Source organism: Rhizobium sp. SG741 (assembly GCF_012275435.1).
GTDB classification, from domain to species: domain Bacteria; phylum Pseudomonadota; class Alphaproteobacteria; order Rhizobiales; family Rhizobiaceae; genus Rhizobium; species Rhizobium lusitanum.
Genome location: NZ_JAAZQP010000004.1, coordinates 299,015 through 322,173 on the forward strand (window position 1 = coordinate 299,015; position 23,159 = coordinate 322,173).

Sequence of the window (23,159 nt, forward strand, 5' to 3'; positions counted from 1 at the left end):
AATGAGCACCGAGAAAACGGGCCTCACCCATATCGACGCCTCGGGCGAAGCGCATATGGTCGATGTCGGCGACAAGGCCGAAACGGCGCGCAGCGCCACCGCTGGCGGTTATGTCAGGATGAAGCCGGAGACGTTGGCGCTGATCCGCGATGGCAACGCCAAGAAGGGCGATGTCATCGGTACGGCGCGGCTCGCCGGCATCATGGCAGCCAAGCAGACGTCCAATCTCATTCCGCTGTGTCATCCGCTGATGCTGACGAAGGTGGCGGTCGATATCGCCGAGGACGCCGCCCTGCCCGGCCTGCGCGTCACCGCGACGGCAAAGCTCACTGGCCGCACCGGCGTCGAGATGGAGGCGCTGACGGCGGTCTCCGTCGCTTGCCTGACGATCTACGATATGGCCAAGGCCGCCGACCGAAGCATGGAAATCGGCGGCATAATGCTATTGGAAAAATCCGGCGGCAAATCGGGGGATTTCCGCCATCCGGGGGCCTGACGCATGAGCCTGTTACCCGTTGCCGAAGCACAAGCGCGCCTGCTGAACAGTGCGACGCCGCTTCATCGTTTCGAAAGCGTTCCGCTCGATATGGCGGACGGTAGGGTGTTGGCCAGGGATCTGGCAGCGCGCCTGACGCAGCCGCCCTTCGATGCCTCTGCTATGGATGGCTATGCCCTCCGTTTCGGGGATGCGGCAACGCCCGGCTCGGAACTGCAGATCATCGGCGCTTCTGCCGCTGGCCATGCCTTCGAAGGAACAGTCGGCAAGGGCGAGACTGTACGCATCTTCACCGGCGCGCCGGTACCGGCGGGAGCAGATTCGGTGCTGCTGCAGGAGGATGCAGGACGCCTGGAAGGCGATCGCATTCGCACCACCTATCCAATCCGCCAGGGGCAGCATATACGCCCGCGTGGCCAGGATTTCCTCGAGGGTGAGGTCGTGCTGTCCGCCGGCACCGTGATGGATTTCTCCCGGCTTACCGTTGCCGCCGCCATGAATCATCCGGCGCTGGATGTCTATCGCCGGCCTCTGGTTGCAATCCTTGCGACCGGCGACGAGCTGGTGGTGCCCGGCAGCGAGCCGGGTGCTGCGCAGATCGTTGCGTCGAACACGTTCGGCATTGCGGCGCTGGCACACAATGCCGGCGCCCATGTGCTGGATCTCGGCATTGTTCCTGACGATAGCGATGAAATCACCGCCGCGATCGGCCGCGCGCGGGTCGCGAAGGCCGATATTATCGTCACGCTCGGCGGCGCCTCTGTCGGCGATCATGACCTCGTGCAAGCGACCATGATTGCCGCCGGCATGCAGCTCGATTTCTGGCGCATTGCCATGCGCCCCGGCAAACCTCTGATGGTCGGCAGTCTCGGCGAAACCCATGTCCTCGGTCTGCCGGGCAATCCCGTCTCCAGCCTGGTTTGCGGGTTGCTGTTTCTCGAACCCTTGATCCGCAAGCTCGCGTCCTTGCCGCCGGTGAAGCGCGACGGCGTCGCGAAGGCGGCTGTCCCCTTTGCGGCGAACGATCAGCGCCAGGATTATATGCGCGCAACCCTGACGAAGACTGCCGACGGCGGCTGGCTCGTCGAGCCTTTCTCCAGGCAGGATTCTTCGATGATGAAGGTCTTTTCGCGCGCCGATTGCCTTGTCGTTCGCCCGCCGCATGCGCCGGAACTTGCCGTCGGCTCGCCCTGCCCAGTCATAGTACTACGGCCGGACCTGCTAGGTTGAGCCAGGCAAGGAAAAGCCGGGAGGCTTGACCCACCCGGCTCATATTTCAGTAAACCCGTAGATTACTTGCCAGGCTTCTCATGATGACCGCCGAAGCCGGCGCGCATCGCGGACAGAACCTTGTTGGCGTAATCGTCATTGCCGCGCGAGGCGAAGCGGCCATAGAGGGCGGCGCTGAGCACCGGCGTCGGCACACCTTCGTCGATCGCGGCCGAAATCGTCCAGCGGCCCTCGCCTGAATCCGAAACGCGGCCGGCATATTGCGATAAGGCGGCGTCGCCATGCAGCGCGTCGGCGGTGAGGTCGAGCAGCCAGGATGTGATCACGCTGCCGCGACGCCAGACTTCGCTGATTTCGGCGATATCGAGATCGTACTGATAATATTGCGGATGGGCGATCGGCGCGGTTTCCGCGTCCTTCTCGGCGTCCAGCTTGCCGACATTGGCGTGGCGCAATACGTTCAGGCCTTCGGCATAGGCAGCCATCAGGCCGTATTCGATGCCGTTATGGACCATCTTGACGAAGTGGCCGGCGCCGGACGGGCCGCAATGCAGATAGCCCTGCTCCGCGGTGCTGTTCCTGGAGGCTTCCTCGGAGCGCTGCTTCGAGGGAAGGACGTCGCCGACACCGGGTGCAAGGGTCGCGAAGATCGGCGAGAGGTGTTCGACCGTTTCCTTCTCGCCGCCGATCATCAGGCAATAGCCGCGCTGCAGGCCGAAAACGCCGCCGCTCGTGCCAACGTCGGCATAATGAATGCCCTTGGACTTCAGCTCCTCGGCGCGGCGAATGTCGTCATGATAATAGGAGTTGCCCCCGTCAATGACGATGTCGCCTTCCTCGAGCAGTGGTACGATTGCCGCCAACTCCTGATCGACGATCGCAGCCGGCAGCATCAGCCAAACGACGCGGGGCTTGGCGAGCTTCGATACGAAATCTTCGAGCGACTTGCTGCCGGTGGCGCCAAGCTGCTCGAGCGCCGCGATGCTTTCCGCACGCGCATCGAAAACAACCGCGCTGTGGCCGCCCTTCATCAGGCGCTGCACCATGTTGTTGCCCATGCGGCCAAGGCCAATCATTCCGATTTGCATATGTCAGTCTCCTAGGACGGTTTTAATCGTTTTGAATACTCAATAGAGACATTTCGCAGGATTTTCCAATGAACAAATGACGGGCGAGCTATGCGTGGGCCAGACAGCGGAGAAAATTTACTGTCCTCACGCATCTGTGATCGCGCTTTGCCGTCTCCGACGAAAGCTGTATTTTGCGCTCCGGCCCCTATTGATAAGTTCAGCGGCGTTCCGGGGTTCTTTGCTTAATTCTCTGTAGGTGGCGCTCACCGTGAAGCGTCAAAGGAGGCATATGGCTGCGTCTCTGAAATTGCCGTTGGTTCCGGCTGCATTCTTCGGCATGGTTTTGGGCCTTTCCGGGCTTGCCTATGCCTGGCGCGTCGGGGCACGCATCTGGCAGTTGCCGGCCGTGATCGGCGAGGTGCTGACCTTTGTCACTCTCGCCGTCTGGTTGGTGCTGATCGTGCTCTACCTGTTGAAATGGATGGTGGCCCGCGAGGAAGCCTTCAAGGAGGTGGCCCATCCTGTCCAGTGCTGCTTCATCGGTCTGGTCGGGGTGGCGACCATGCTCGTCGCCGCAGGGTTGTTGCCCTATTCGCGCATCGGCGCCGAAACTATCTTCCTAATCGGCGCAGCCTATACCCTTGCCTTCTCGGTCTGGCGAACCGGCGGCCTGTGGCAAGGCGAGCGCGATATCGCGACAACGACCGCAGTGCTTTATCTGCCGAGCGTGGCCGGAAGCTTCGTTACCGCCATCGTCGGCGCCGCCCTCGGCTTTCCCGAATGGGCTAAGCTTTTCTTCGGCGCTGGCTTCTTTGCCTGGCTCGCGATCGAATCCGCCCTGCTGCATCGTCTGTTGACTGGACCGGCACTGCCCCTGCCGTTGCGGCCGACGCTCGGGATCCAGTTGGCGCCGCCGGCGGTCGGTGCGCTCGCCTATATCGGCGTTATACAGGGGCCGACCGATATTCTTGTGCACGCGATGATCGGCTACGGTCTGCTGCAGGCTCTGATCATGATTCGCCTGCTGCCGTGGATCACGAAGGAAGCCTTCAGCCCGGCATATTGGGCCTTTTCCTTCGGTGCCACCGCGCTCGCGACCGCTCCAATGCGGTTGATCGAGCGCGGAGATACCGGTCCTGTCGCACAGCTCGCCCCGATCCTCTTCATCGCGGCCAACATCGTCGTCGGTATCGTCGCCGTGGCAACGATCCGGCTGATCGTCAGCCGCAAGCTGGTTATCGGCTGGACGGATCTCCCGCCTCGCGATGCCGGCGCCATCGGCCAGGGTTGATGATGTCTGTGTCTGCCAATCAGGAGTTAATATGCTGGACCACGTGACGATCGGTGTCCTTGATCTAGAACGATCCAGGATGTTCTACGATGCGATATTGCACCCTCTTGGCATCGAGCGCCTTTATGCCGAAGGCGAGACCTTTGCGGGCTATGGGATCAGACCAAAGGCATTCTTCTGGATCGGCCAGCGCGCTACACCACAGACCGGCGCACATGTCGCCTTTGCTGCCCAAAGCAGGGAAATCGTCGATAGGTTCCACCAAGCCGCGCTTGTCGCCGGCGGCGTGGATAACGGAGCGCCGGGTGTCCGCGCTCACTATCATCCCAATTACTACGGGGCTTTCATCCTCGATCCGGACGGCCATAATATCGAAGCGGTTTGTCACCTGGCGGTGAGCTAAGCGTCGTGGCCTCCATGCGGCGCGCTATTGCACCGGCGGCCCGACATAGCGCGCACGCGGCCGAATGAGACGCCCGCTCGTCGCCTGCTCCATCGCATGTGCCAGCCAGCCCACGGTGCGGGCGAGCGCAAAGATGATCAATGGCGCATCCTGTGGCAGGTGATAGGCGTGGACCATCGCCGTCAGGGCAAAGTCAACATTGACGCGTTCGCCGACCAGCTGCTCGCCGACATCGCGAACCCTGGCAAACAAGGGCGGCAGCGTGAAGCAATGAAGCAGAGTTTCGGCGCGGGCATCGACATCCGGATAGAGCGGATGACCGAAAGCCGGCAAAGGCCGCCCTTCCGACAGGTAGCTGCGCACCGCCTCCTCCGCACCGATCGCAGCCGCTCGGGCGATCAGCGAGCGCACGCTCTGCCAGGCACCGCCGTGCAGCGGACCGGTCAGTGTCGACAGGCCGGACAAGGTGGCTGCGGATAATGTCGCGCCGGCGGAAGCGGTGATTCGCGCCGTGAAGGTCGAGGCATTCAACTCGTGGTCCGCAAGCAGCACAAAACAGCGGCGTATGAGATCCGCTGCGTCGGGACGATCCCATGCAACGGCGAGACGTTGATGCAGAGGCAAGCCCGACGCGCCCGGCGCCAGTGCCTCGGCGACGGTGCTGAAGACACTTTCGGCCTCGCGCTGCAACGCCGGCAGCGAGCGCCCGAGTGACGGCAAGTCGCTTGTCGCGCGTTCGGCCAGCGCCGAGAACGCGGCATTCAGGGATGGAGGCGTGCGTTGGCCCTCCTCCAGCCGCAATGGACGTTTCATGTCCCAAAGCAACAGCGCGATCTCCTCCAGGGTCGCACTCTCGGCAAGAGCCGTCGCATCCCGCCCGCGATAGAAAAGCCGCCCGCTCGAAACCGTCGATAGCGCCGAGGGCAATACCGGATCACCCCATTGGATGGCCTCGGCGGCGACCGCCTCGGTCTTGCGCCGGCCGGCATGGCGAGTTGCCAGCCGCTTCACATCGTCAGCGAAATAGAGGCTGCGTCGCGTATCCGCCGGGTCCGGCTTCGCACGAATGCGGCCGCGACTGACATTGGCGTAAAGCGTCTGTGATTTCGTTCCCAGCAGGTGCAGCGCCTGCTCCGCCGTCAACCAGCTCATCATTCCCTCATATTGATTAATTGCATCAAGATTGACGTCAATAAAAATAGGCCCGATCTAAGTGGATAGTCAAAGGAGAACAGTGATGAAAAGTGGTCTTGAAGATGTCATTGCCGCAGAAACCAAGCTATCCGATGTCGATGGCGCGGCCGGCCGGCTGATCATACGCGGCGTGTCGCTCGATGATCTGGTGGCGACCAGCCGCTTCGAGGATGTCGCGGCGCTGCTGCTCGATGGCCTGTTCGATGAACATTTCGATGCGGCGTCCATCAGAACCCAGCTTGGTGCGGCCCGCGTTGCCCTCTTCGCTCATGTCGATGCGGCCGATGCCGTATTGCTCGCTTTGCCGCCGGTGGATGCGGTACGGGCTCTGCTGGCACGGATCGAGGATGGCGAGGATTTTGCCAGCGCTATCAGCCTGATGGCCGCGCCGGCCGTCTTCCTGCCGGCCGTATTGCGGCTGCAGAAGGGCGATGCGCCGATCAAGCCGGATGCTTCATTGTCCCAATCCGCGGACATCCTGCGCATGCTTGCGGGTCGTGTGCCGACGGCCGAGCAGACGGCCGGGCTGGACGCCTATCTCGTGACGATTTCCGATCATGGCCTCAATGCATCGACATTCGCTTCGCGTGTCATCGCCTCGACCCATGCCGGCCTGACCTCTTCCGTGCTGGCGGCGATCAGCGCCCTCAAGGGTCCGTTGCACGGTGGTGCCCCCGGCCCGGTCCTCGACATGCTTGATGGAGTGGGCAAGCCGGAGAATGCTCGGGCCTGGCTGTCGCATGCGCTGGATCATGGCGAGCGGTTGATGGGTTTCGGCCATCGCATCTATCGTGTTCGCGACCCGCGTGCCGATGCATTGAAAACAGCGCTGAAGCCGATCTTCGAGAGCGGTCAGGCGGATGCCGGACGCATCGCGCTGGCAGAAGCAATCGAGGCGGCGGCGCTCACCCTGCTCAAGGAGCGCAAGCCGGATCGGCCGCTGGACGTTAATGTCGAATACTACACGGCCCTGCTGCTCGATGCTCTCGGCTTCCCGCGCAATGCCTTCACCGGCGTCTTTGCAATCGGCCGTACCGTTGGCTGGATTGCTCATGCGCGTGAGCAGACGCTCGACGGGCGTCTCATCCGCCCGCAGTCGCGCTATGTCGGCCCTCTGCCGAAGGCAGCATAAGAGGCTTATCAGGGCCGATCGACGCTCAGGCGGCCGCGGATTGACGCGGCCGCATCAGTCCCTCGCGAATATGGCGGGCGAGCTCCAGAGCCTGCGGTGTGGCGTCCCCTTTGGGCAAATGCAGGTTGATCGCGAAAACCGGCAGCTCGGGCAAGCCCTCCTCGACGGAGAGAATGTCGAGATCGGCCGGGACGGTGGAAGCAAGCCAGGCGGTAACAGCCAGATCCGTGCGCACGGTCGCGGTGGTGGCCTCGATATTGCCGTTCTCGAACACCGTCCGCCAGCGTCGCCCGTCATTGCTCAACGCCGCGAATACGGATGAGCGGAAAGCGCAGGTATCAGCCACCATCGAGATCGGCAGCGGCACCTTGCGATAGGCGTTGCCGGCCTTCGCACCCACCCAAACCAGCCGCTCGACACTCAGGCATTCGCCTCGCGATGCACCGAACTGTTCTTCGACGACGCAGAGGTCGATGGTGCCCTTCTCCAGTTCCGCCAGCAGCTCCGGCGACGAGGCGCAGACCAGCGAAATCTCTACCTGCGGGTGACGCTCGGCATAGGATTTCAGCACCGGCGCCAGCGTTGCCCCGACGAGATCATAGGGAACGCCGAGCCGGACGCTTCCCTGGATCGTCAGTTCGGTCATGTCGGCCCAGATATCGTCGTTCAGCAGCAGCAGACGGCGGGCATTGCCGAGCAGCCGCTCACCCGCATCGGTGAGCCGCAAGCCGCGCTTGTCTCTCTCGAACAAGGCACATCCCAGCATATCCTCCAGCCGCTTGATCTGCTGGCTGACGGCGCCTTGCGTCAGGTGCAGCATGTTGGCAGCGATGGTCATGCTGCCTTGATCGGCAACAGCGGTGAAGGTTCTGATGAGGGTGATATCGAAGTTTCGGACCATAAGGGCATTATAGATGCTAATGCTCTCCTCCTTCAACATTCGATTTCCTGGTGGGTGCTGCTTGCCTATTCCTTTTCCTGAATTGGAGAAAGGCTGGAATGACCATCGAATCCCTGTTGCCGCTGATCCTGTTTGCGCTCGTCTCGACCATAACACCGGGTGGCGCGACGACACTCGCGACCGCTTCCGGCGCGCATTTCGGCTTTCGCCGGTCGATACCCGTCATGACCGGTTTCGCCTTCGGCCTCGGCTCCATGGCCAGTGTGGCGGCGGCCGGACTTGGCGGCGTCTTGATAACCCTGCCCGTCTTGCAGATCGCAATGAAGACGCTCGGCTCGCTCTATCTGATCTGGCTCGCAGTACGGATCGGCAGAAGCGGCCAGCCACATGGCGCCGGTCGGATGACGAAGCCCACGAGCTTTATCGCCGGTGTCTGGATGTTGTGGCACAATCCGAAGGGTTGGGCGATGACGGTCGGCGCGGCCGCCTCATTCGCCGCTCTGGCGGGCAGTCCCACCACCCTCGCGATCCTGCTTGGCCTGACCTTCTGCCTCGTCGCCGCATTCTCGCTGGCGGTCTGGTGCGTTCTCGGACAGATGCTCGGGCGTTTTCTGAAAACGGCGTGGCAATGGCGCGTGCTCAATATCTCACTCGCCTGCCTGCTCGTGATATCAATTATCCCCATGTGGCGCGGATGAAGCCTGAAATCTTAAGGTCGTTCCGGATCATGCCTGCCGCGCCAGAGCCATATGGTCAAGGACCCCGCGCGGCCGCGCAAGCTTGTTTCGATCGGGCCGTCGAGCTTGCCTTCCATAAAGGGCGCACTGTCGCGGCCGGCGGAATGCAGCAGGTCGTTGCTTATGGCGATCTCGGCGCGATTGCGAGCGGCAACCTCCATCAGGCGGCTTGCTATGTTGACCGTGTCGCCGGTCGCCGTGATCTGTTGGCGGCCGCCACCGCCGAGCCTGGAGGCGACGATGGTGCCGAAATGCGCGCCGATCTTGAAGCCGATTCGGGATGCGGTTGCCGGCGGCATCGCTGCGAGCCAGCCTCTCATTCGGTCGGCAAGGCGGATGCAGCAGCGCGCCGCATTGGCGGCGTCGGTTCGCTTCGGCTGCGGTAGGCCGAAGAGGATCATGGCGCCATCGCCCATGAAGCTGGTGATGGCGCCGCCACTGGCAGTCACTTCCTCGTCGACAAGATAGTAGAAGCCGTTCAGCAAGTCCCGCACGGCCGCAGGGCCGATCGTCTCGCTGAGACCCGTGAAGCCGTTGATGTCGATGAAGACCACTGCCGCTTCCTGATGCACCGGCGCTGCGAGAAAGCCGGGATCGCGGGCAAGATGTTCGGCAAGACCGGGCGCCTGGATGCGTTGCAGCAGTTCGCTCTGCTCGGCGAAGCGCCCGGCCTGCCTGCGGCCGAGCCAAAGCTGGGCTGCGCCGAAGAACAGCGCCGGCGGCACCGTCGCGGCGATCGGCAGGGCGGCGCTCATCCAGATGCTGTGTTTGAAGACGTTGACGTTGATCGCCAGCCAGGCAAGGACGACGCAGAGTACCATGATAAGGCCGATGGTGTTGCGCCGCCAGGAGAGCAGGCTGACAACGAGGACCGGCAGACCGACGGCAAAATAGAGGTCGATGAAACGAACGCCGCGATCGCGCACCAGGCCATCCCCGGCGATCAGATGCGTGATCGAGGTGGAGATGACTTCGACGCCCGGCAGCACCGGATCGAAGGGTGTCGGAAAGACATCACCGCCGCCGGTAACGGTCGCGCCGATGACGACGATATGATCCCGGATGGCCTCCTCCGGTAGCTGCCCGTTCAGCGCCGCGCTGGCGCTGATGGTGCGGATCGTGCCGCGCGGGCCATAGAACGAGAGCGGCATGAGATAGCCACTATCGGTATGGACGGAACGGTCACCGATCTTGATCTGGTCGGAGATGACGGTCGTGTGCTCGCCGGTCGCCGCGGAAGCGACGCGCAGCGAGAAGGACGGTTCGATCCGCTCGCCGCTGCGAAACAGCATGGGCACGAAGCGCGGCGTTCCCGTCTTGTCGGTCTGTACGTTGACGACGCCGTAGCTTGCGGCATCTGCGAACCGCTTCTGCGGCTCGAGGAATTGTAGTGCGCTGGGCACGCGGGCGAGAGGTTCCTTGCTGTCATCGACAACGCGCTGGCGGCTTTCGGGAAAGATGCCGGCGGCGGCGAGCACGGCACTGGTCCGCTTGAGGGATTGCTCCAGTGCCGCATCGCCGGCCTCATCGCCGGCATCGAGCAAAAGCATGTCGAGCGCGATGGTTTTCGGCCCTAGGGCGGCGATGACATCGATGATTTTGGCGAGCGTGGCGCGGGGCAGCGGGTAATGTCCCGCCACCCGCGACGTCTCATCGTCGATGGCGACGATAGTGACGACATCGGGCGGTTTGCGGCTGCCGCCAACCGCATTCCTGAGATTCGTCAGCGTCGCCTCCGCGCCGTCGATAAAGGGAATGTCGCCATGCAGATGCATGACACCGAGGCCCAGACCCCAGAGAGCAGTCAAGATGAGCGCAATCAGCGTCTGCGGCGGCGGTCTGCGCATGGGCGTCAGAATCTCACTGGCCGAGGCGAGCCATCAATGCGTTTATGCGTGGCTGTCCCCAGGCTGTGACATGCAAGGGGGAGCGGCTGCGGTCGGCATCGACGCCCTGCCCTTGCCCGAGCGTGACGCCTTCCCCGGTCGAAACCTTGTTGACCGCGACGCGGCCGCGCAACACCAGTACGGAAGTCTTGCCACGTTGCGCGTCGACCGCCCATCGCGTGCCGCGGACGGCAGCAATGGCCTGCGGCGTCACCACCTCGAACCCGCCTTGAACATGGTTGCTGTCGACATCGATCAGCACCGCCTTGTTGTTGAGCACGATAGCATCAACCCGACCATCGTGATTCCGATCGGCAAGCCGGTAGTGTGCGCCGCGCTCAACAGTGATGCTAAGCCCCGGTTCGCACTTCAGGGTTTGGCGCTCAGCGCTGACGGCCGGCCGCGGCGAGCAGTTGGCGGCGGCCTGCGCGTAGACCTGGTCAGCGCCGATGATGAACAGAACGCCTGCCGCCAGCGCAACACCGAGAATATCGCTTGTCTGGATCATGATCGTGGCCCCTCCTGCATGTAACTGGGGCCGCACACGACGATTTCCAGTCACCGCATTTTCGATCCTTGGCATCGATGATGCGTCAGGAGCGGTTGATCTGCAAGCTGTCATACCCTCCGGCCTTATAGAGCACTGTCGAAACCAGCCAGCTCAGCAGGAAAATACCGACGACCGCGAAGCCGAAATTGGCAAGATTGTCGTTGAGTTCGCCGATGAAGCGCCAGAAACCGCCCTCGAGGCCGAGCTTGTCCGAGATAAGCCCCAGTGCCTCGATGCCGCCGATGAAGATGGCGACGACGACGGAAGCAGCTGTTATCGTCAGATTGTACCAGAGCTTGCGCACGGGTTTGACGAAGGCCCATCCATAGGCGCCGGTCATCAGCGCGCTGTCGAGTGTATCCATCAGCGACATGCCGGCGGTGAAGAGTGTCGGGAAAACCAGGATCGTCCAGAACGATGTGCCCTGCGCCGCTTGTGCGGCGGAGATGCCGAGAAGTCCGATTTCCGTCGCCGTGTCGAAGCCGAGGCCGAAGAGAAAGCCGATCGGATACATATGCCAGGAGCGGGTCACGACCCTGAACATGGGTTGGAAGATGCGCGCCAAAAAGCCGCCGCCGGCGAGCAGCGTGTCCAGATCCTCCTCGGCGATCCTCTCGCCCCTCTGCGCCCGCTTGAAGGCGGACCATACGCCCTTGAGCACGAAGAGATTGGCGATACCGATGAGGAGCAGGAAGACCGCCGAGACGGTCGTGCCGATGACGCCGCCGACATCGTGGAAGGAATCGAGCCGGCTCTGCATGGCAGCCGCCGTCGCGGCGATCAGGATCGAGGCGATCACGACGATCGAGGAATGGCCGAGGGAAAAGAAGAAGCCGACCGCATAGGGCTGCTTCTTTTCCTGAATGAGCTTGCGCACGACATTGTCGATCGCCGCTATATGATCGGCATCGAAGGCATGGCGAAGGCCGAACATATAGGCGAGAAACGCAATGCCGAGCAGCGACGGCCTGTCTGAAAAAGCGACCCAGGCCCAGGTCCAGGCGGCAATGTTGAAGGCGATCAGAAGCGCAAAGGTGAAGGCAATCTTGGCTTTCGGCCTTTCGGCACGATCGTCAAAAGGATTGAGGATCATACTTTTGTTCCCGTTATGCTTACTCGCACAGTGCCACGGAAACCAAGAGGACGCGACAGTCAAATGACGTAGCTGCCGAAGTTTTTCGCAGTGTTGTAAAAATGGGCAAGCCCGGCATTGAGCCGGGTTAGCCCGTCGTCTTGTCATCCCTTTTCGAAGGGATGCCCCTCATCTGCCCAGCCGGTGATGCCGCCGATCATCACCTTCACGCGCCTGCCAAGCGTGCCCAGGCGCAAAGCAGCCTTGTCCGTTCCGTTGCAATGCGGTCCGGCGCAATAGACGACGAACAGCGTATCCTCGGGCCATTCCGCCATCTTGCGAGCAGGCATCTTGCCATGCGGCAGATTGATCGCGCCGGGAATATGTTGCTCCTGAAACAGGGCCGGCCCGCGAACATCGATCAGGACGAAATCCATATTGCCTGAGGTCATGGCCTGGCGCACATCGGAGCAATCGGTCTCGAAGGCGAGCCGCCGGGCATAGTGCTCGGCGACAAGGTTCGGGTCTGCGGTGGGGATTTCACTGACTAGGGACATGGAACGCTCCTTCTCTGGTTCGGTGCATTCATGCCTTAACGATCTGGCGGTTGAAATTGGCCGAAACGCCATATAACGTCAATATCATGCCAAACGCTCCTGCATCGTCGCTTCGCGGACCGCATGTCGTCACCCTCGTCTATGACGGGCTCTGTACCTTCGAATTCGGCGTCGCCTATGAGATCTTCGGCCTGCCGCGGCCGGAGATGGGTGACGATTGGTACCGCTTTTCCGCTTGCGCCATCGAGGATGGCCCGTTGCGTGCCGCGGGCGGCCTCACGGTCCAGGTTGATCGCGGGCTTGATGTTCTTGCTGACGCCGATCTGATCATCGTGCCGGGCTGGCGCGGGATCGGGGCGCCTGTCCCCGCTCCTCTGATCGCTGAGCTGCAGTCGGCCAGCAGTCGGGGCACACGCATCATGTCGCTCTGCTCGGGCGTTGCCGTCCTTGCCGCCGCCGGGCTGCTCGCCGGACGCAAGGCGACGACGCATTGGTGTTATGTCGATTCGATCGCCGCGCGCTATCCGGACATCACCGTCGATGCCGATGTGCTTTACGTCGATGAGGATAGCGTGCTGACTGCCGCCGGAAGCGCTGCCGCGATCGACCTCTGCTTACATGTCGTGCGCAGGGATTTCGGACCTGATGTCGCCAACAGTGTTGCGCGTCGGTTGGTGGTGCCTCCACATCGCGAGGGCGGACAAGCGCAGTACATCGAGACCCCTGTGTTGAAGCAGCGCGAAGGCGCGCGGCTGGGGCCGTTACTCGAATGGATGCGCGAGCGTCTGCACGATGATCAGGCCATAGCCACGCTCGCCGCACGGGCCGGCATGAGCGTGCGGACCTTCCAGCGCCGCTTCGAGGCGACCACCGGCATGTCGCCGGGCGAATGGTTGTTGGGAGAGAGGTTGCGTCGCGCTCGCGATCTGCTGGAAAAGCAGGCCGCCATTTCGCTTGATGACGTGGCCGTGGCGAGCGGGTTTGGATCGCTCGCCACCATGCGCCATCACTTTCGGGAGAGGCTTGCGGTCAGCCCGAGCGACTACCGCAAGCGATTTGCCGCCCTTAAACCAGCCGGCTCTGTTCCGTCGCCGCTTCGATGAAGCTGGAGAACAGCGGATGCGGTTCCAGCGGCCGGGATTTCAGTTCCGGGTGATACTGGACGCCGATGAACCAGGGATGGTCCGAATATTCGACCGTTTCCGGCAAGACGCCGTCTGGTGACATGCCGGAGAAGACGAGACCGCAGTCTTCCAGCCTGTCCTTGTAATCGACGTTGACTTCGTAGCGGTGGCGATGGCGCTCCGAGATGTCGTTCGAACCGTAGATCTCCGAAATCTTCGTGCCCTTCTTGAGAGCCGCCTTGTAGGCGCCGAGGCGCATGGTGCCGCCGAGGTCGCCGGATTTTGTGCGCTTCTGCAGCTCATTGCCCTTCAACCATTCGGTCATCAGGCCGACGACAGGCTCTGGCGTCGGTCCGAATTCCGTCGACGATGCATGTTCGACGCCGGCAAGGTTGCGGGCCGCTTCGATGACCGCCATCTGCATGCCGAAGCAGATGCCGAAATAAGGCACCTTGCGCTCGCGCGCGAAGCGGGCTGCAAGGATCTTGCCTTCGGAGCCGCGCTCGCCGAAGCCGCCGGGCACCAGAATGCCGTGAACCTTCTCGAGATAGGGCGCCGGGTCTTCCTTTTCGAAGACCTCGGATTCGATCCATTCGAGATTGACCTTGACCCGGTTGGCGATGCCGCCGTGATGCAGCGCTTCGATCAGCGACTTATAGGCATCCTTGAGGCCGGTATACTTGCCGACGATGGCGATGGTCACCTCGCCTTCCGGCGTGCGGATGCGATTGCAGACTTCTTCCCACTGGTCAAGGCGCGGCTTCGGCGCCGGCTCGATGCCGAAGGCGGCTAGCACTTCGTTGTCGAGGCCTTCCTTGTGGTAGGCCATCGGCACATCATAAATGTTGGCGACATCGAGCGCCTGAATGACGGCCGAGGGACGGACGTTGCAGAACAGCGAAAGCTTGCGACGCTCTGCTTCCGGAATCTCGCGATCCGCACGTACGAGCAGAATGTCGGGATGAATGCCGAGTGCCTGCAGTTCCTTGACGGAATGCTGCGTCGGCTTGGTCTTCAGCTCGCCGGCCGCGGGAATATAGGGCATCAGCGTCAGGTGGACGTAGATCGCGGTGCCGCGCGGCAGGTCGTTGCCGAGCTGGCGTATCGCTTCCATGAACGGCATGGCTTCGATGTCGCCGACGGTGCCGCCGATCTCGCAAATGACGAAATCATAGTCGTCATTGCCTTCGGTGACGAAATCCTTGATCTCGTTGGTGACATGCGGAATGACCTGAACGGTGGCGCCCAGATAGTCGCCGCGGCGTTCCTTGTCGATGATGTTCTTGTAGATGCGACCGGTGGTGATGTTGTCGGTCTTGGTGGCCGAGCGACCGGTAAAGCGCTCGTAGTGGCCGAGATCGAGGTCGGTTTCCGCTCCGTCGTCGGTCACGAAGACCTCGCCGTGCTGGGTCGGGCTCATTGTGCCCGGATCCACGTTCAAATAGGGATCGAGTTTGCGCAGGCGGACTCGATAACCACGAGCCTGCAACAACGCTCCGAGAGCCGCGGCCGCAATTCCTTTTCCGAGGGAAGAAACCACGCCGCCAGTGATGAATACATATCGCGCCATGGGAGTCACCGGATACCTTTTCACAAATGATTCCGCTAGCCCTAAAATTCGTTTCCGGAATTTTGGACACAGAAGACGGAATATCGACAAAACAAAACCGGCAGATCCGAAGACCTGCCGGGGATGATCTTGGGCCGACCGGGCTTACTTGCCGGTCGGAACGTCGCCGCCGCTTTGGGCGGGCGCGGGCGCCGTGGCCGCCGGCGCGGTCTGCTGACCGGTGGCGGCTGGAGCCGGCTGCGCGGACGTTGCAGCTGCCGGCTGGTTCGTCGTTGCAGGCGGCGTCGCCTGCGACTGGGGAGCAACAGCGCCGTTGTTCGGAACGCCGCTATTATCGGCCGGCTTCGGCTGCGTCGTTGCCGGTGCGGAACCCTTCTGGCCGCCAAGCGAATCGAGAATGCCGTTGCCCTGGCCCGCCGTGCTCGGGATACGGTTGAGAATGTCGGTCGGTCGCGATTCGAATCGCGACAGCACGTTCATGCCGAGCGCCAGTGCGAAGAAGAGCGCAGCCAGGATGGCGGTGGTGCGCGTCAGCGCATTGGCCGTACCGCGCGCGGACATGAAGCCCGATCCGCCGCCGATACCAAGGCCGCCACCCTCGGAGCGCTGAATCAGCACCACGCCGATAAGGGCGATAACAACCATGAGATAGATGACAAGCAGTACGGTTTGCATAGGTCCAGTCCTGCCCGCATGCGGGCATCAAAAAGAAAAGCTCGCGGCTCTTTACATGAGGCTCTCGCCTAATCCAAGCCCTTTTGACACCGGAAGTCCGGGCAAGTGGGTCCGTCAGGCGAACTGTCGTTCGAATGCGGCATAAATGGCGAGGAAGTCAACCGCTTTCAAGCTTTGACCACCCACAAGCAAGCCGTTGACGTTGGGAATATCGAGAAGGTCCCGGGCATTGGCGCCGCTGACCGATCCGCCATAGAGGATGCGCATGCCCGCGCCGCCGTTGCCGAAGCGTTCGACCAGTTCGGAACGGATGAAACCATGGGCTTCCTCGATATTTTCGCGGGTCGGAATTAGGCCGCTGCCGATCGCCCACACGGGCTCGTAGGCGATCACGGTCGATTCCGCCGTCGAATCATCCGGGACCGATCCCGCCAATTCCCGCTTCAGCACATCAAGCGTCTGGCCGCTATTGTGCTCATAGGCAGTTTCGCCGAGGCAGATGATGGCCGTCAACCCGGCCTCATGGGCCGCATGCGCCTTGGCGCGCACCAGCATATCGCTTTCCGCGTGATTCCTGCGCCGCTCGGAATGACCGACGATGACATGGGTGCCGAAGCAGTCAGCGATCATCTCGGCTGAGATGTCGCCGGTATGCGGGCCGCTGACCTGTTGGTGGCAGTCCTGGGCGCCGATCGCCAGCGGACTGTCGTCGCAGAGCGCGGTCGCGACGTAGAGCAAGGTGGCCGGGGGGCAGAGCAACGTATCGATTTTGTCCGACAGCGGCGTCTTGACGCCGTCTCCGATCGCCTTGATCTGATCGAGGCTCGCACGCGTGCCGTTCATCTTCCAGTTTCCGGCCAGAAGCGGCCGTATGGTCTTCGTCATTCCGATCTTCTCCCCCTTGATCCACCTGTCGGCCTAACAAAACTGTCGAGGAAAGGAAAGTTATCGAATGGGGCCGGGACGGGTTAAAATCGTTTGAAAAATTGCTTATCCGGAAAATAGATCGAATTGCCCGATGCGTTTCACGATGCTTGCGGATCGACGATCCAGTTCAGCACCTTCCGCCAATCGGTCATGCGCACAGGCGTGCCATGGTTTCCTGTGGCAAAAAGCGTGAAACGTGTCGGGTAATGCGCCTTGTAGAGCTTCTCGAACAAGGCCTGCTGATCGGCCGCCGCATAGACCGGGTCTCTGCTGCCATGGGTGAACCATAGCGGCAGCTTTGCCTTGTAGAAGGCGCTTTTTGTGAAATCCGGGTCCGTCACACCGCTCAGAATCGCCATGCCCTTCAGGCGCTTGACGCTTTCGGCATCGCGGGTGATGCCCCAGCAGACGAAGCTGCCCATGGAGGCGCAGGTCAGGATGACGGGCTTGCCGCCGGATTGTTCATAGGAATAGCGGATCAACGCCGCGATATCGGCGACACCGGTGCTGTCGAAGCCTTTGACGCTCGGCGCATAATATGTGCCGCCATTCCTGTAGGCGAGGTTCTTCAGTCGGTTGAAGTTGCCACCGAAGGTGTCGTCGTTGGAGCCGAGCCGGCGGTCGCCACCGCGGCCGTGAATGAAAATGACGGTGAAGGCCTGGCCCGACGCCGGGCCGATCCGCGTGACGTCAAGCTTGCGGTCGCCGAGCTGCAGGGTCTCGTCCTGCTGGGCTTTCCAGCGGACGCCGGTATCGACATAAGCCGGCTTGACGCGCTTCTCGGGAATCTGGTCGCGGCTGTTGATATCCCGCATTTCCTGGTAATCGATCGTCTGGAACGCACCGTTGTCGTGACTTTCAAGAACGGTCTCATTGGAAAACAGCTCATCCTTGAAGGGTTTCAGCATGTCCGCGCTAGCGACAGACGCTGTCGCCAGAAGCAGGATGCTTGATATTGCGGTCAGGATCGACAAATGAGCTGTGGACATTCGCATGCGGACACTTCCTCCGATCAGCCTGCGGGCTTGCCATTCATCACCCGGCAACGCAAATCTTTTTTGAATCTGCCCCCTCATGGGGCGCCATCGCGCTTGTGTGCCGTTTCTGTCAGAATGACGATGATTCGCGAATAACAAGCGCAAATGCGATAATAAAGGGATCTGGCCCCACCAGGACAAATCTGAGCAGCTTAAAGTTCCATGGATAACAGCAACGATCTCTTCTCCGGACTACCCCGCGCGCCGAAGCCGAAAGCGGTGGAAAAGCCTGACGTCAAGGCGGAAAAGCCTGCAGCCGCTCCGTCACCGCGCGCTGCGCCGACAACATCTTCGGCCGAGGAATATGGCGCCAGCTCCATTCGCGTTCTCGAAGGACTCGAGCCGGTGCGCATGCGTCCCGGCATGTATATCGGCGGCACGGATGAAAAGGCGCTGCACCATCTCTTCGCCGAGGTGATCGACAATGCCATGGACGAAGCCGTCGCCGGCCATGCCGATTTCATCGAGGTCTATCTCGACCGGCAGGGATATTTGACCGTCACCGACAATGGTCGCGGCATTCCGGTGGAAAACCATCCGCAGGTGCCCGGTAAGTCGACGCTCGAAGTCATCATGACGAAGTTGCATGCGGGCGGTAAGTTCGACGGCAAGGCTTACGAGACGTCGGGCGGCCTGCACGGCGTCGGCGTTTCGGTAGTCAACGCGCTGTCGGACGATCTGGAAGTCGAGGTCGCCCGCAATCGCAAGCTCTATCGTCAGCGCTTTTCGCGTGGCCTGCCGACCGGCGGCCTCGAAGAACTGGGCGATATCCACAACCGTCGCGGCACCCGCGTCCGCTTCCATCCCGATCCGCAAATCTTCGGCGATCATGCCCGGTTCGATCCGGCCCGCGTCTTCCGCATGGCCCGTTCCAAAGCCTATCTGTTCGGCGGCGTCGAAATTCGCTGGAGCTGCGATGCCGAACTGGCGCCCGAAGGGGCTGATATTCCCGAAAAGGCGGTCTTCCATTTCCCGGGCGGCTTGAAGGATTACCTCAAGGCAACAATGGGCAACGAGTTCACCGTGACCCGCGAGATCTTCGCCGGCAAGTCGGAGAAGGAAAGCGGTCACGGCTCGCTGGAATGGGCAATCACCTGGTATGGCGGCGATCCGCAAGTCCATTCCTACTGCAATACCATCCCGACCCCTGAAGGCGGCACGCACGAGGCCGGCTTCCGTATCGCGCTCACCAAGGGCTTGAAGAGCTACGCCGAACTGACGCAGAACAAGCGTGCGGCCAATATCAGCACCGAAGACGTGATGATATCAGGCGTCGGCATGCTGTCGATCTTCATCCGCGAGCCGGAATTCGTCGGCCAGACCAAGGACAGGCTCGCATCCGTCGAAGCACAGCGTATCGTCGAAAACGCCTTGCGCGATCCTTTCGATCACTATCTCACCGACAATCCGACCGAAGCAGAAAAGCTGCTGGAATGGGTGATCGAGCGCTCCGAGGAGCGCATGCGCCGGCGCAAGGAAAAAGAAGTCAACCGCAAGTCGGCCGTGCGCAAGCTGCGCCTACCGGGCAAGCTTGCCGATTGTTCGCAGAACACCGCCGAAGGCGCTGAACTCTTCCTCGTCGAAGGTGATTCGGCCGGTGGCTCCGCCAAGCAGGCGCGCAACCGCATGAATCAGGCCATCCTGCCGCTGCGCGGCAAGATCCTCAACGTCGCCAGCGCCGGCCGCGAGAAGCTTTCCGCCAACCAGCAGATCGCTGACCTGGTCCAGGCTCTCGGCTGCGGCACGCGGTCGAAATATCGCGAGGAGGATCTTCGCTATCAGCGCATCGTCGTCATGACCGATGCCGACGTCGACGGTGCGCACATCGCCTCGCTGCTGATTACCTTCTTTTATCAGGAGATGCCCGAACTGGTCCGCGGTGGCCACCTTTTCCTGGCTGTTCCGCCGCTCTATAAGATCACGCAGGGTTCGAAATCCATCTATGCCCGCGACGACGCCCACAGGCTGGAGCTGATGGAGAGCGAATTCAAGGGCAAAGGCAAGGTCGAAATCAGCCGATTCAAAGGCTTGGGCGAAATGCTTCCTGCCCAGCTCAAGGAAACGACGATGGACCCCTCGAAACGCACGCTATTGCGTGTCGTGATCGACGAGGTCGATTTCGAAGGCACGCGCGACGCCGTCGACAATCTGATGGGCACCAAGGCTGACGCTCGCTTCCGCTTCATTCAGGAACGCGCGGCATTCGCGGAGAATCTCGATATTTGACCGCAGCAGCAGATCGCCGCGGGCAATGACTCCCGGCGATATTTTATTGAACTGACGGATATTCGTTACGAAGCCGTCATGGACGGATGCGTAGATGGCGGCATGGCCTTGAATGCCATCATCCCATTCATCCGGATTTGTTTTATCCCTATGCTGAAGCCTTTTTTGACGACTGTCGCCGCCGTTCTGCTTTTCGGCCACGCCGCTCATGCCGCCGATATCGGCGCTACCATCGACGTGCCCTGCCCCTTCGGCGACTGCAAGGCCGGCATCAGCCTTTCCTATCTCGGCAACTACGATATCCCGACCGGTTTCATGGAAAATGGAGTAGAGGTTGGTGGCCTTTCGGGCATCGATTTCGATCCGTCCACCGGCCGCTATATCTCAATCAGCGATGACCGCTCCGAGAAGGCCCCGGCGCGCTTCTACGATCTCGATATCGATGTGAGCGTCAGCGGCCTGAAAGGGGTAACGGTTGTCGATCATGTCAACTTGAAGGACAAGGATGGCCAGCCTTTCGCTTTGCGAAAGGTGGATGCCGAATCCATTCGCTTCGGCAAGGACGGCATCTATTGGAGTAGCGAAGGCGACGGCAAGGCGCTGTCGCCGCCCTTCGTGCGCGTTGCCAACCGCGATGGCAGCTTCGTGCGCGAACTTCCCTTACCGGTCGGATTTGCTCCCACAGCCAACAAGAGCACCGGCATCCGCGACAACCTCGCATTCGAAGGCCTGGCCCTTCTCTCCGGTGGCGATCTGCTGGTCGGCACGGAATCCGCGCTTTACCAGGATGGACCGATCACGACGCTGACCGCCGGCGCGCTCGCCCGCCTCATCCGTTACGATGCGGCAAGCGGCGAGCAGAAGGCGCAATATGTCTACCCGATCTCGCCCATACCGCAGGCGCCCTCCATGGCAAGCGGCTGGAATGACTTCGGCATGTCCGAGATCATGGCGCTTGACGATCGCCACCTCCTGTCGATCGAGCGCGGCTATGCGCAAGGTGTCGGCAATTCGGTCGTGATCAACATGTTCGATCTCGATGGTGCGACCGATGTTTCGAACATCCCTTCCCTTGCTAAGACCGATCAGCGGATCGTGCCTGTGCGCAAGGTACAGATCATGGATCTGCGCGCGCTGGGCCTGGCACCCGACAATATCGAAGGCATTACTTTCGGCAAGGCGAAGGATGGCACGGACGTATTGATCCTCGTCGCCGACAACAATTTCAACCCGACGCAGAAGACCCAGTTTTTCGCCTTCAAGGTGATCCGCCGTCCCTCGTGACGCCTTTCTTATTCGCGTGCCAGTCGTGTTACTGTCACGGCGACGGAATAAAGAGCCTTTCAGGCTGGTGCTCTTGAAACAGCCTAGATCATACCCCATAACCGGTTGATCTAATAAAGAGGGGCGAAGTAAGTCGGGTGGGTGTATTTGAACGTCATAAGCCTAAGGAGCATCGGTGGCTAGGGTCGAGCGCACATGCGCGCATGCCGCTCATTCCATCCATTTCCGCGGCGCGCTGGCTGCTTATTCTGATCGCTATTGCCGGCATCTATTTCTTCTACGGTTTTCTCGTTCCGGTTATGGCCGCTGGGGTCATCGGCTTCGCCACATGGCCGCTTTACAGCGATCTGGTGCGCCGCACCGGCGGAAACACGACGATTGCGGCTACTATCGCCATCATCTTCATCGTCACGTTTCTAGTGCTGCCGATCATTCTTTCTGCCGTCTATATGGCCGGCGAAGTGCGCGAATGGTTCGGCTGGGCCGTCCATGTCAACCGCGACGGTGCGCCGACGCCGCAATGGATTTTGGCGCTGCCCCTCGTTGGCCCATGGCTTGGCGATCAGTGGACGCAATATATCGGTAGTCCTGGCTCCATCGGTGAACTGGCGCAACTCATCAGTGGCGCGCATATCGGCAATATCTACAGGGCCGTACTTGCGGCCGGTGGCAGTGCCTTCCACGTCGTGCTGACCTTGCTGTTCATGCTGATAGCCCTGTTCTTCATCTATCGCGATGGTTCGACATTCGTTCGTCAGGTCGATCTGCTCGGCGAGCGAATCCTTCCGAACCGCTGGGAGCGGATCTCACGTGTCGTGCCGGCGACGATCAGTTCGACCGTCATGGGCATGACGCTGATCGCCATCGGCGAGGGTGTCGTGCTTGGCGTGGCCTATTGGATTGCCGGTGCCCCGTCGGCGATCACGCTCGGTGTTCTCACAGGCGTGATGGCCCTCGTGCCGGGCGGCGCGCCTCTCTCGATGTCGCTTGTTTCGATTTATCTTGTCGCCAGCGGCTCGTTTTGGGCGGGCATCGCGTTGTTTCTTTGGGGGACGATCGAGCTGTTCATCGTCGATAAGACGCTTCGCCCGAAGCTTGTCGGCGGCCCGATCAAGCTGCCCTTCCTGCCGACTTTCTTCGGCCTGGTCGGCGGCGTGAAGACCATGGGTTTCCTCGGCCTCTTCATCGGTCCGGTGCTAATGGCGATCATCGTCGCCATTTGGCGCGAATGGATTCGCGAGGCGGAATTGACCGAGGAACAGCATGCGCAGGAGCCGGAACTGCAGCTGCATGTTCGAGACGGTTCTGACGGGTGAGTTCCACGCTTACTCTTTCGTCAGTCGTTTTTCCATGAACAGGCTCAGCGGATCTGGCTGGTAGCTGCCGAAGGCGGCAATCTCGTGATAGCCGAACCTTCTGTAAAGGCCGATCGCTTCCGGCTGATATATGCCGGTTTCGAGCCGAACTGCCCTAAGGTTTCTTTCGGCCGCTGCCGCTTCGAGCGTCTCCATCAGCTTGCGGGCGACACTGCGGCCCCTGGCGACGGGATCGACGAACATGCGCTTGATTTCCGCCGTGCCATCGCCTGCTTCCACCAGGGCGCAGCACCCGACGATATCTCCCGCGATCCTGGCAACCCAGAAGGTCACGCCTGGCTTTTCCAGTGATGCCAAATCGAGCATGTGATTGCTTTCAGCGGGATAGAGTGATTCCACATAAGCGTTCGACATATCGAGAAGACGGACGACGCCATCCTGGCGCGGGCATTCGATAGCAATAGTCAGCGGCAAGACGCAC

22 protein-coding genes are annotated in these 23,159 nt (G+C 61.3%); 10 read left to right on the forward strand and 12 right to left on the reverse strand.

Translation table 11 applies throughout. The features are described 5' to 3' along the window. The first annotated feature begins 1 nt into the window (after position 1). Complete coding sequence (gene moaC / locus FHT29_RS12965; protein WP_037202178.1) at positions 2-496, forward strand: cyclic pyranopterin monophosphate synthase MoaC; 495 nt, start codon at positions 2-4, stop codon at positions 494-496. Between the two features lie 3 nt (positions 497-499). Then, positions 500-1,726: a gephyrin-like molybdotransferase Glp gene (gene glp, locus FHT29_RS12970; RefSeq protein ID WP_047556723.1), complete on the forward strand. Its 1,227-nt coding sequence runs from the start codon at positions 500-502 to the stop codon at positions 1,724-1,726. 62 nt (positions 1,727-1,788) lie between these two features. Here the strand turns inward: glp and gnd are convergent, their stop codons facing one another. After that, positions 1,789-2,814, reverse strand: coding sequence for a phosphogluconate dehydrogenase (NAD(+)-dependent, decarboxylating) (gene gnd / locus FHT29_RS12975; RefSeq protein WP_037202181.1), 1,026 nt, complete (start codon positions 2,812-2,814; stop codon positions 1,789-1,791). 271 nt (positions 2,815-3,085) lie between these two features. Here gnd and tehA point away from each other — a divergent pair, with 271 nt between their 5' ends. After that, a complete protein-coding gene (gene tehA, locus FHT29_RS12980) occupies positions 3,086-4,087 on the forward strand; it encodes a dicarboxylate transporter/tellurite-resistance protein TehA (RefSeq protein WP_168599732.1) in 1,002 nt (333 codons plus the stop codon). A 31-nt stretch (positions 4,088-4,118) separates the two neighbouring features. Continuing rightward, positions 4,119-4,490 carry a VOC family protein gene (locus tag FHT29_RS12985; RefSeq protein ID WP_047556721.1) on the forward strand — a complete coding sequence of 124 codons (372 nt, stop codon included), beginning with the start codon at positions 4,119-4,121 and terminating at the stop codon, positions 4,488-4,490. Between the two features lie 24 nt (positions 4,491-4,514). Here the strand turns inward: FHT29_RS12985 and FHT29_RS12990 are convergent, their stop codons facing one another. Then, positions 4,515-5,642 carry a citrate synthase gene (locus FHT29_RS12990; RefSeq protein WP_047556814.1) on the reverse strand — a complete coding sequence of 376 codons (1,128 nt, stop codon included), beginning with the start codon at positions 5,640-5,642 and terminating at the stop codon, positions 4,515-4,517. Between the two features lie 85 nt (positions 5,643-5,727). Here FHT29_RS12990 and FHT29_RS12995 point away from each other — a divergent pair, with 85 nt between their 5' ends. Then, on the forward strand, positions 5,728-6,816 hold the full coding sequence (locus FHT29_RS12995) for a citrate synthase/methylcitrate synthase (RefSeq protein ID WP_037202190.1): 1,089 nt from the start codon (positions 5,728-5,730) through the stop codon (positions 6,814-6,816). A 25-nt stretch (positions 6,817-6,841) separates the two neighbouring features. Here the strand turns inward: FHT29_RS12995 and FHT29_RS13000 are convergent, their stop codons facing one another. After that, positions 6,842-7,756 carry a LysR family transcriptional regulator gene (locus FHT29_RS13000; protein WP_234903730.1) on the reverse strand — a complete coding sequence of 305 codons (915 nt, stop codon included), beginning with the start codon at positions 7,754-7,756 and terminating at the stop codon, positions 6,842-6,844. A 59-nt stretch (positions 7,757-7,815) separates the two neighbouring features. Between FHT29_RS13000 and FHT29_RS13005 the strand changes: the two genes are divergently transcribed. Beyond that, positions 7,816-8,415 carry a LysE family translocator gene (locus FHT29_RS13005; RefSeq protein ID WP_047556720.1) on the forward strand — a complete coding sequence of 200 codons (600 nt, stop codon included), beginning with the start codon at positions 7,816-7,818 and terminating at the stop codon, positions 8,413-8,415. Between the two features lie 11 nt (positions 8,416-8,426). Here the strand turns inward: FHT29_RS13005 and FHT29_RS13010 are convergent, their stop codons facing one another. The 4 genes from FHT29_RS13010 to FHT29_RS13025 form a co-directional block, all read right to left on the reverse strand. Then, a complete protein-coding gene (locus tag FHT29_RS13010; protein WP_168599733.1) occupies positions 8,427-10,301 on the reverse strand; it encodes an adenylate/guanylate cyclase domain-containing protein in 1,875 nt (624 codons plus the stop codon). Positions 10,302-10,314: 13 nt separating this feature from the next. After that, positions 10,315-10,848, reverse strand: a complete 534-nt coding sequence (locus FHT29_RS13015) for a FecR domain-containing protein (RefSeq protein WP_113118622.1) — start codon at positions 10,846-10,848, stop codon at positions 10,315-10,317. An 85-nt stretch (positions 10,849-10,933) separates the two neighbouring features. Next, a complete protein-coding gene (locus FHT29_RS13020; RefSeq protein WP_047556713.1) occupies positions 10,934-11,983 on the reverse strand; it encodes a HoxN/HupN/NixA family nickel/cobalt transporter in 1,050 nt (349 codons plus the stop codon). A gap of 143 nt (positions 11,984-12,126) precedes the next feature. After that, positions 12,127-12,519 carry a rhodanese-like domain-containing protein gene (locus FHT29_RS13025; RefSeq protein WP_168599734.1) on the reverse strand — a complete coding sequence of 131 codons (393 nt, stop codon included), beginning with the start codon at positions 12,517-12,519 and terminating at the stop codon, positions 12,127-12,129. Positions 12,520-12,605: 86 nt separating this feature from the next. Here FHT29_RS13025 and ftrA point away from each other — a divergent pair, with 86 nt between their 5' ends. After that, complete coding sequence (gene ftrA, locus FHT29_RS13030) at positions 12,606-13,622, forward strand: transcriptional regulator FtrA (protein WP_168599778.1); 1,017 nt, start codon at positions 12,606-12,608, stop codon at positions 13,620-13,622. Here ftrA and FHT29_RS13035 read toward each other — a convergent pair. The 4 genes from FHT29_RS13035 to FHT29_RS13050 all read right to left on the reverse strand — a co-directional run bounded on the left by FHT29_RS13035 (position 13,585) and on the right by FHT29_RS13050 (position 17,810). Next, positions 13,585-15,213, reverse strand: a complete 1,629-nt coding sequence (locus tag FHT29_RS13035; RefSeq protein WP_037202202.1) for a CTP synthase — start codon at positions 15,211-15,213, stop codon at positions 13,585-13,587. The two genes, ftrA and FHT29_RS13035, sit on opposite strands and share 38 nt — an antisense overlap. A gap of 144 nt (positions 15,214-15,357) precedes the next feature. Next, positions 15,358-15,888, reverse strand: a complete 531-nt coding sequence (gene secG / locus FHT29_RS13040) for a preprotein translocase subunit SecG (protein WP_037202205.1) — start codon at positions 15,886-15,888, stop codon at positions 15,358-15,360. Between the two features lie 114 nt (positions 15,889-16,002). Further along, complete coding sequence (gene tpiA, locus FHT29_RS13045; protein WP_047556707.1) at positions 16,003-16,773, reverse strand: triose-phosphate isomerase; 771 nt, start codon at positions 16,771-16,773, stop codon at positions 16,003-16,005. A 140-nt stretch (positions 16,774-16,913) separates the two neighbouring features. Then, positions 16,914-17,810, reverse strand: a complete 897-nt coding sequence (locus FHT29_RS13050) for an alpha/beta fold hydrolase (RefSeq protein ID WP_047556812.1) — start codon at positions 17,808-17,810, stop codon at positions 16,914-16,916. A gap of 204 nt (positions 17,811-18,014) precedes the next feature. Here FHT29_RS13050 and parE point away from each other — a divergent pair, with 204 nt between their 5' ends. The 3 genes from parE to FHT29_RS13065 all read left to right on the forward strand — a co-directional run bounded on the left by parE (position 18,015) and on the right by FHT29_RS13065 (position 22,678). Beyond that, the gene (gene parE, locus FHT29_RS13055) at positions 18,015-20,078 is read left to right on the forward strand and encodes a DNA topoisomerase IV subunit B (protein WP_037202211.1); all 2,064 of its coding nucleotides are present in this window, start codon (positions 18,015-18,017) and stop codon (positions 20,076-20,078) included. A 150-nt stretch (positions 20,079-20,228) separates the two neighbouring features. Further along, positions 20,229-21,362 (forward strand): esterase-like activity of phytase family protein, encoded by a 1,134-nt coding sequence (locus tag FHT29_RS13060; protein ID WP_047556810.1) that lies wholly within the window; start codon positions 20,229-20,231, stop codon positions 21,360-21,362. 137 nt (positions 21,363-21,499) lie between these two features. Continuing rightward, positions 21,500-22,678, forward strand: a complete 1,179-nt coding sequence (locus FHT29_RS13065) for an AI-2E family transporter (protein WP_047556703.1) — start codon at positions 21,500-21,502, stop codon at positions 22,676-22,678. Positions 22,679-22,687: 9 nt separating this feature from the next. Here the strand turns inward: FHT29_RS13065 and FHT29_RS13070 are convergent, their stop codons facing one another. Beyond that, entirely contained in the window at positions 22,688-23,152 is a 465-nt protein-coding gene (locus tag FHT29_RS13070; protein WP_047556701.1) for a GNAT family N-acetyltransferase, read from the reverse strand. Positions 23,153-23,159: the final 7 nt, after the last annotated feature.

Coding starts and splice junctions, on each gene's coding strand:
- moaC (WP_037202178.1), top strand. CDS start 2: ATGAGCACCGAGAAAACGGGCCTCACCCATATCGACGCCTCGGGCGAA.
- glp (WP_047556723.1), top strand. CDS start 500: ATGAGCCTGTTACCCGTTGCCGAAGCACAAGCGCGCCTGCTGAACAGT.
- gnd (WP_037202181.1), bottom strand. CDS start 2,814: ATGCAAATCGGAATGATTGGCCTTGGCCGCATGGGCAACAACATGGTG.
- tehA (WP_168599732.1), top strand. CDS start 3,086: ATGGCTGCGTCTCTGAAATTGCCGTTGGTTCCGGCTGCATTCTTCGGC.
- FHT29_RS12985 (WP_047556721.1), top strand. CDS start 4,119: ATGCTGGACCACGTGACGATCGGTGTCCTTGATCTAGAACGATCCAGG.
- FHT29_RS12990 (WP_047556814.1), bottom strand. CDS start 5,642: ATGAGCTGGTTGACGGCGGAGCAGGCGCTGCACCTGCTGGGAACGAAA.
- FHT29_RS12995 (WP_037202190.1), top strand. CDS start 5,728: ATGAAAAGTGGTCTTGAAGATGTCATTGCCGCAGAAACCAAGCTATCC.
- FHT29_RS13000 (WP_234903730.1), bottom strand. CDS start 7,756: ATGTTGAAGGAGGAGAGCATTAGCATCTATAATGCCCTTATGGTCCGA.
- FHT29_RS13005 (WP_047556720.1), top strand. CDS start 7,816: ATGACCATCGAATCCCTGTTGCCGCTGATCCTGTTTGCGCTCGTCTCG.
- FHT29_RS13010 (WP_168599733.1), bottom strand. CDS start 10,301: ATGCGCAGACCGCCGCCGCAGACGCTGATTGCGCTCATCTTGACTGCT.
- FHT29_RS13015 (WP_113118622.1), bottom strand. CDS start 10,848: ATGATCCAGACAAGCGATATTCTCGGTGTTGCGCTGGCGGCAGGCGTT.
- FHT29_RS13020 (WP_047556713.1), bottom strand. CDS start 11,983: ATGATCCTCAATCCTTTTGACGATCGTGCCGAAAGGCCGAAAGCCAAG.
- FHT29_RS13025 (WP_168599734.1), bottom strand. CDS start 12,519: ATGTCCCTAGTCAGTGAAATCCCCACCGCAGACCCGAACCTTGTCGCC.
- ftrA (WP_168599778.1), top strand. CDS start 12,606: ATGCCAAACGCTCCTGCATCGTCGCTTCGCGGACCGCATGTCGTCACC.
- FHT29_RS13035 (WP_037202202.1), bottom strand. CDS start 15,213: ATGGCGCGATATGTATTCATCACTGGCGGCGTGGTTTCTTCCCTCGGA.
- secG (WP_037202205.1), bottom strand. CDS start 15,888: ATGCAAACCGTACTGCTTGTCATCTATCTCATGGTTGTTATCGCCCTT.
- tpiA (WP_047556707.1), bottom strand. CDS start 16,773: ATGACGAAGACCATACGGCCGCTTCTGGCCGGAAACTGGAAGATGAAC.
- FHT29_RS13050 (WP_047556812.1), bottom strand. CDS start 17,810: ATGCGAATGTCCACAGCTCATTTGTCGATCCTGACCGCAATATCAAGC.
- parE (WP_037202211.1), top strand. CDS start 18,015: ATGGATAACAGCAACGATCTCTTCTCCGGACTACCCCGCGCGCCGAAG.
- FHT29_RS13060 (WP_047556810.1), top strand. CDS start 20,229: ATGCTGAAGCCTTTTTTGACGACTGTCGCCGCCGTTCTGCTTTTCGGC.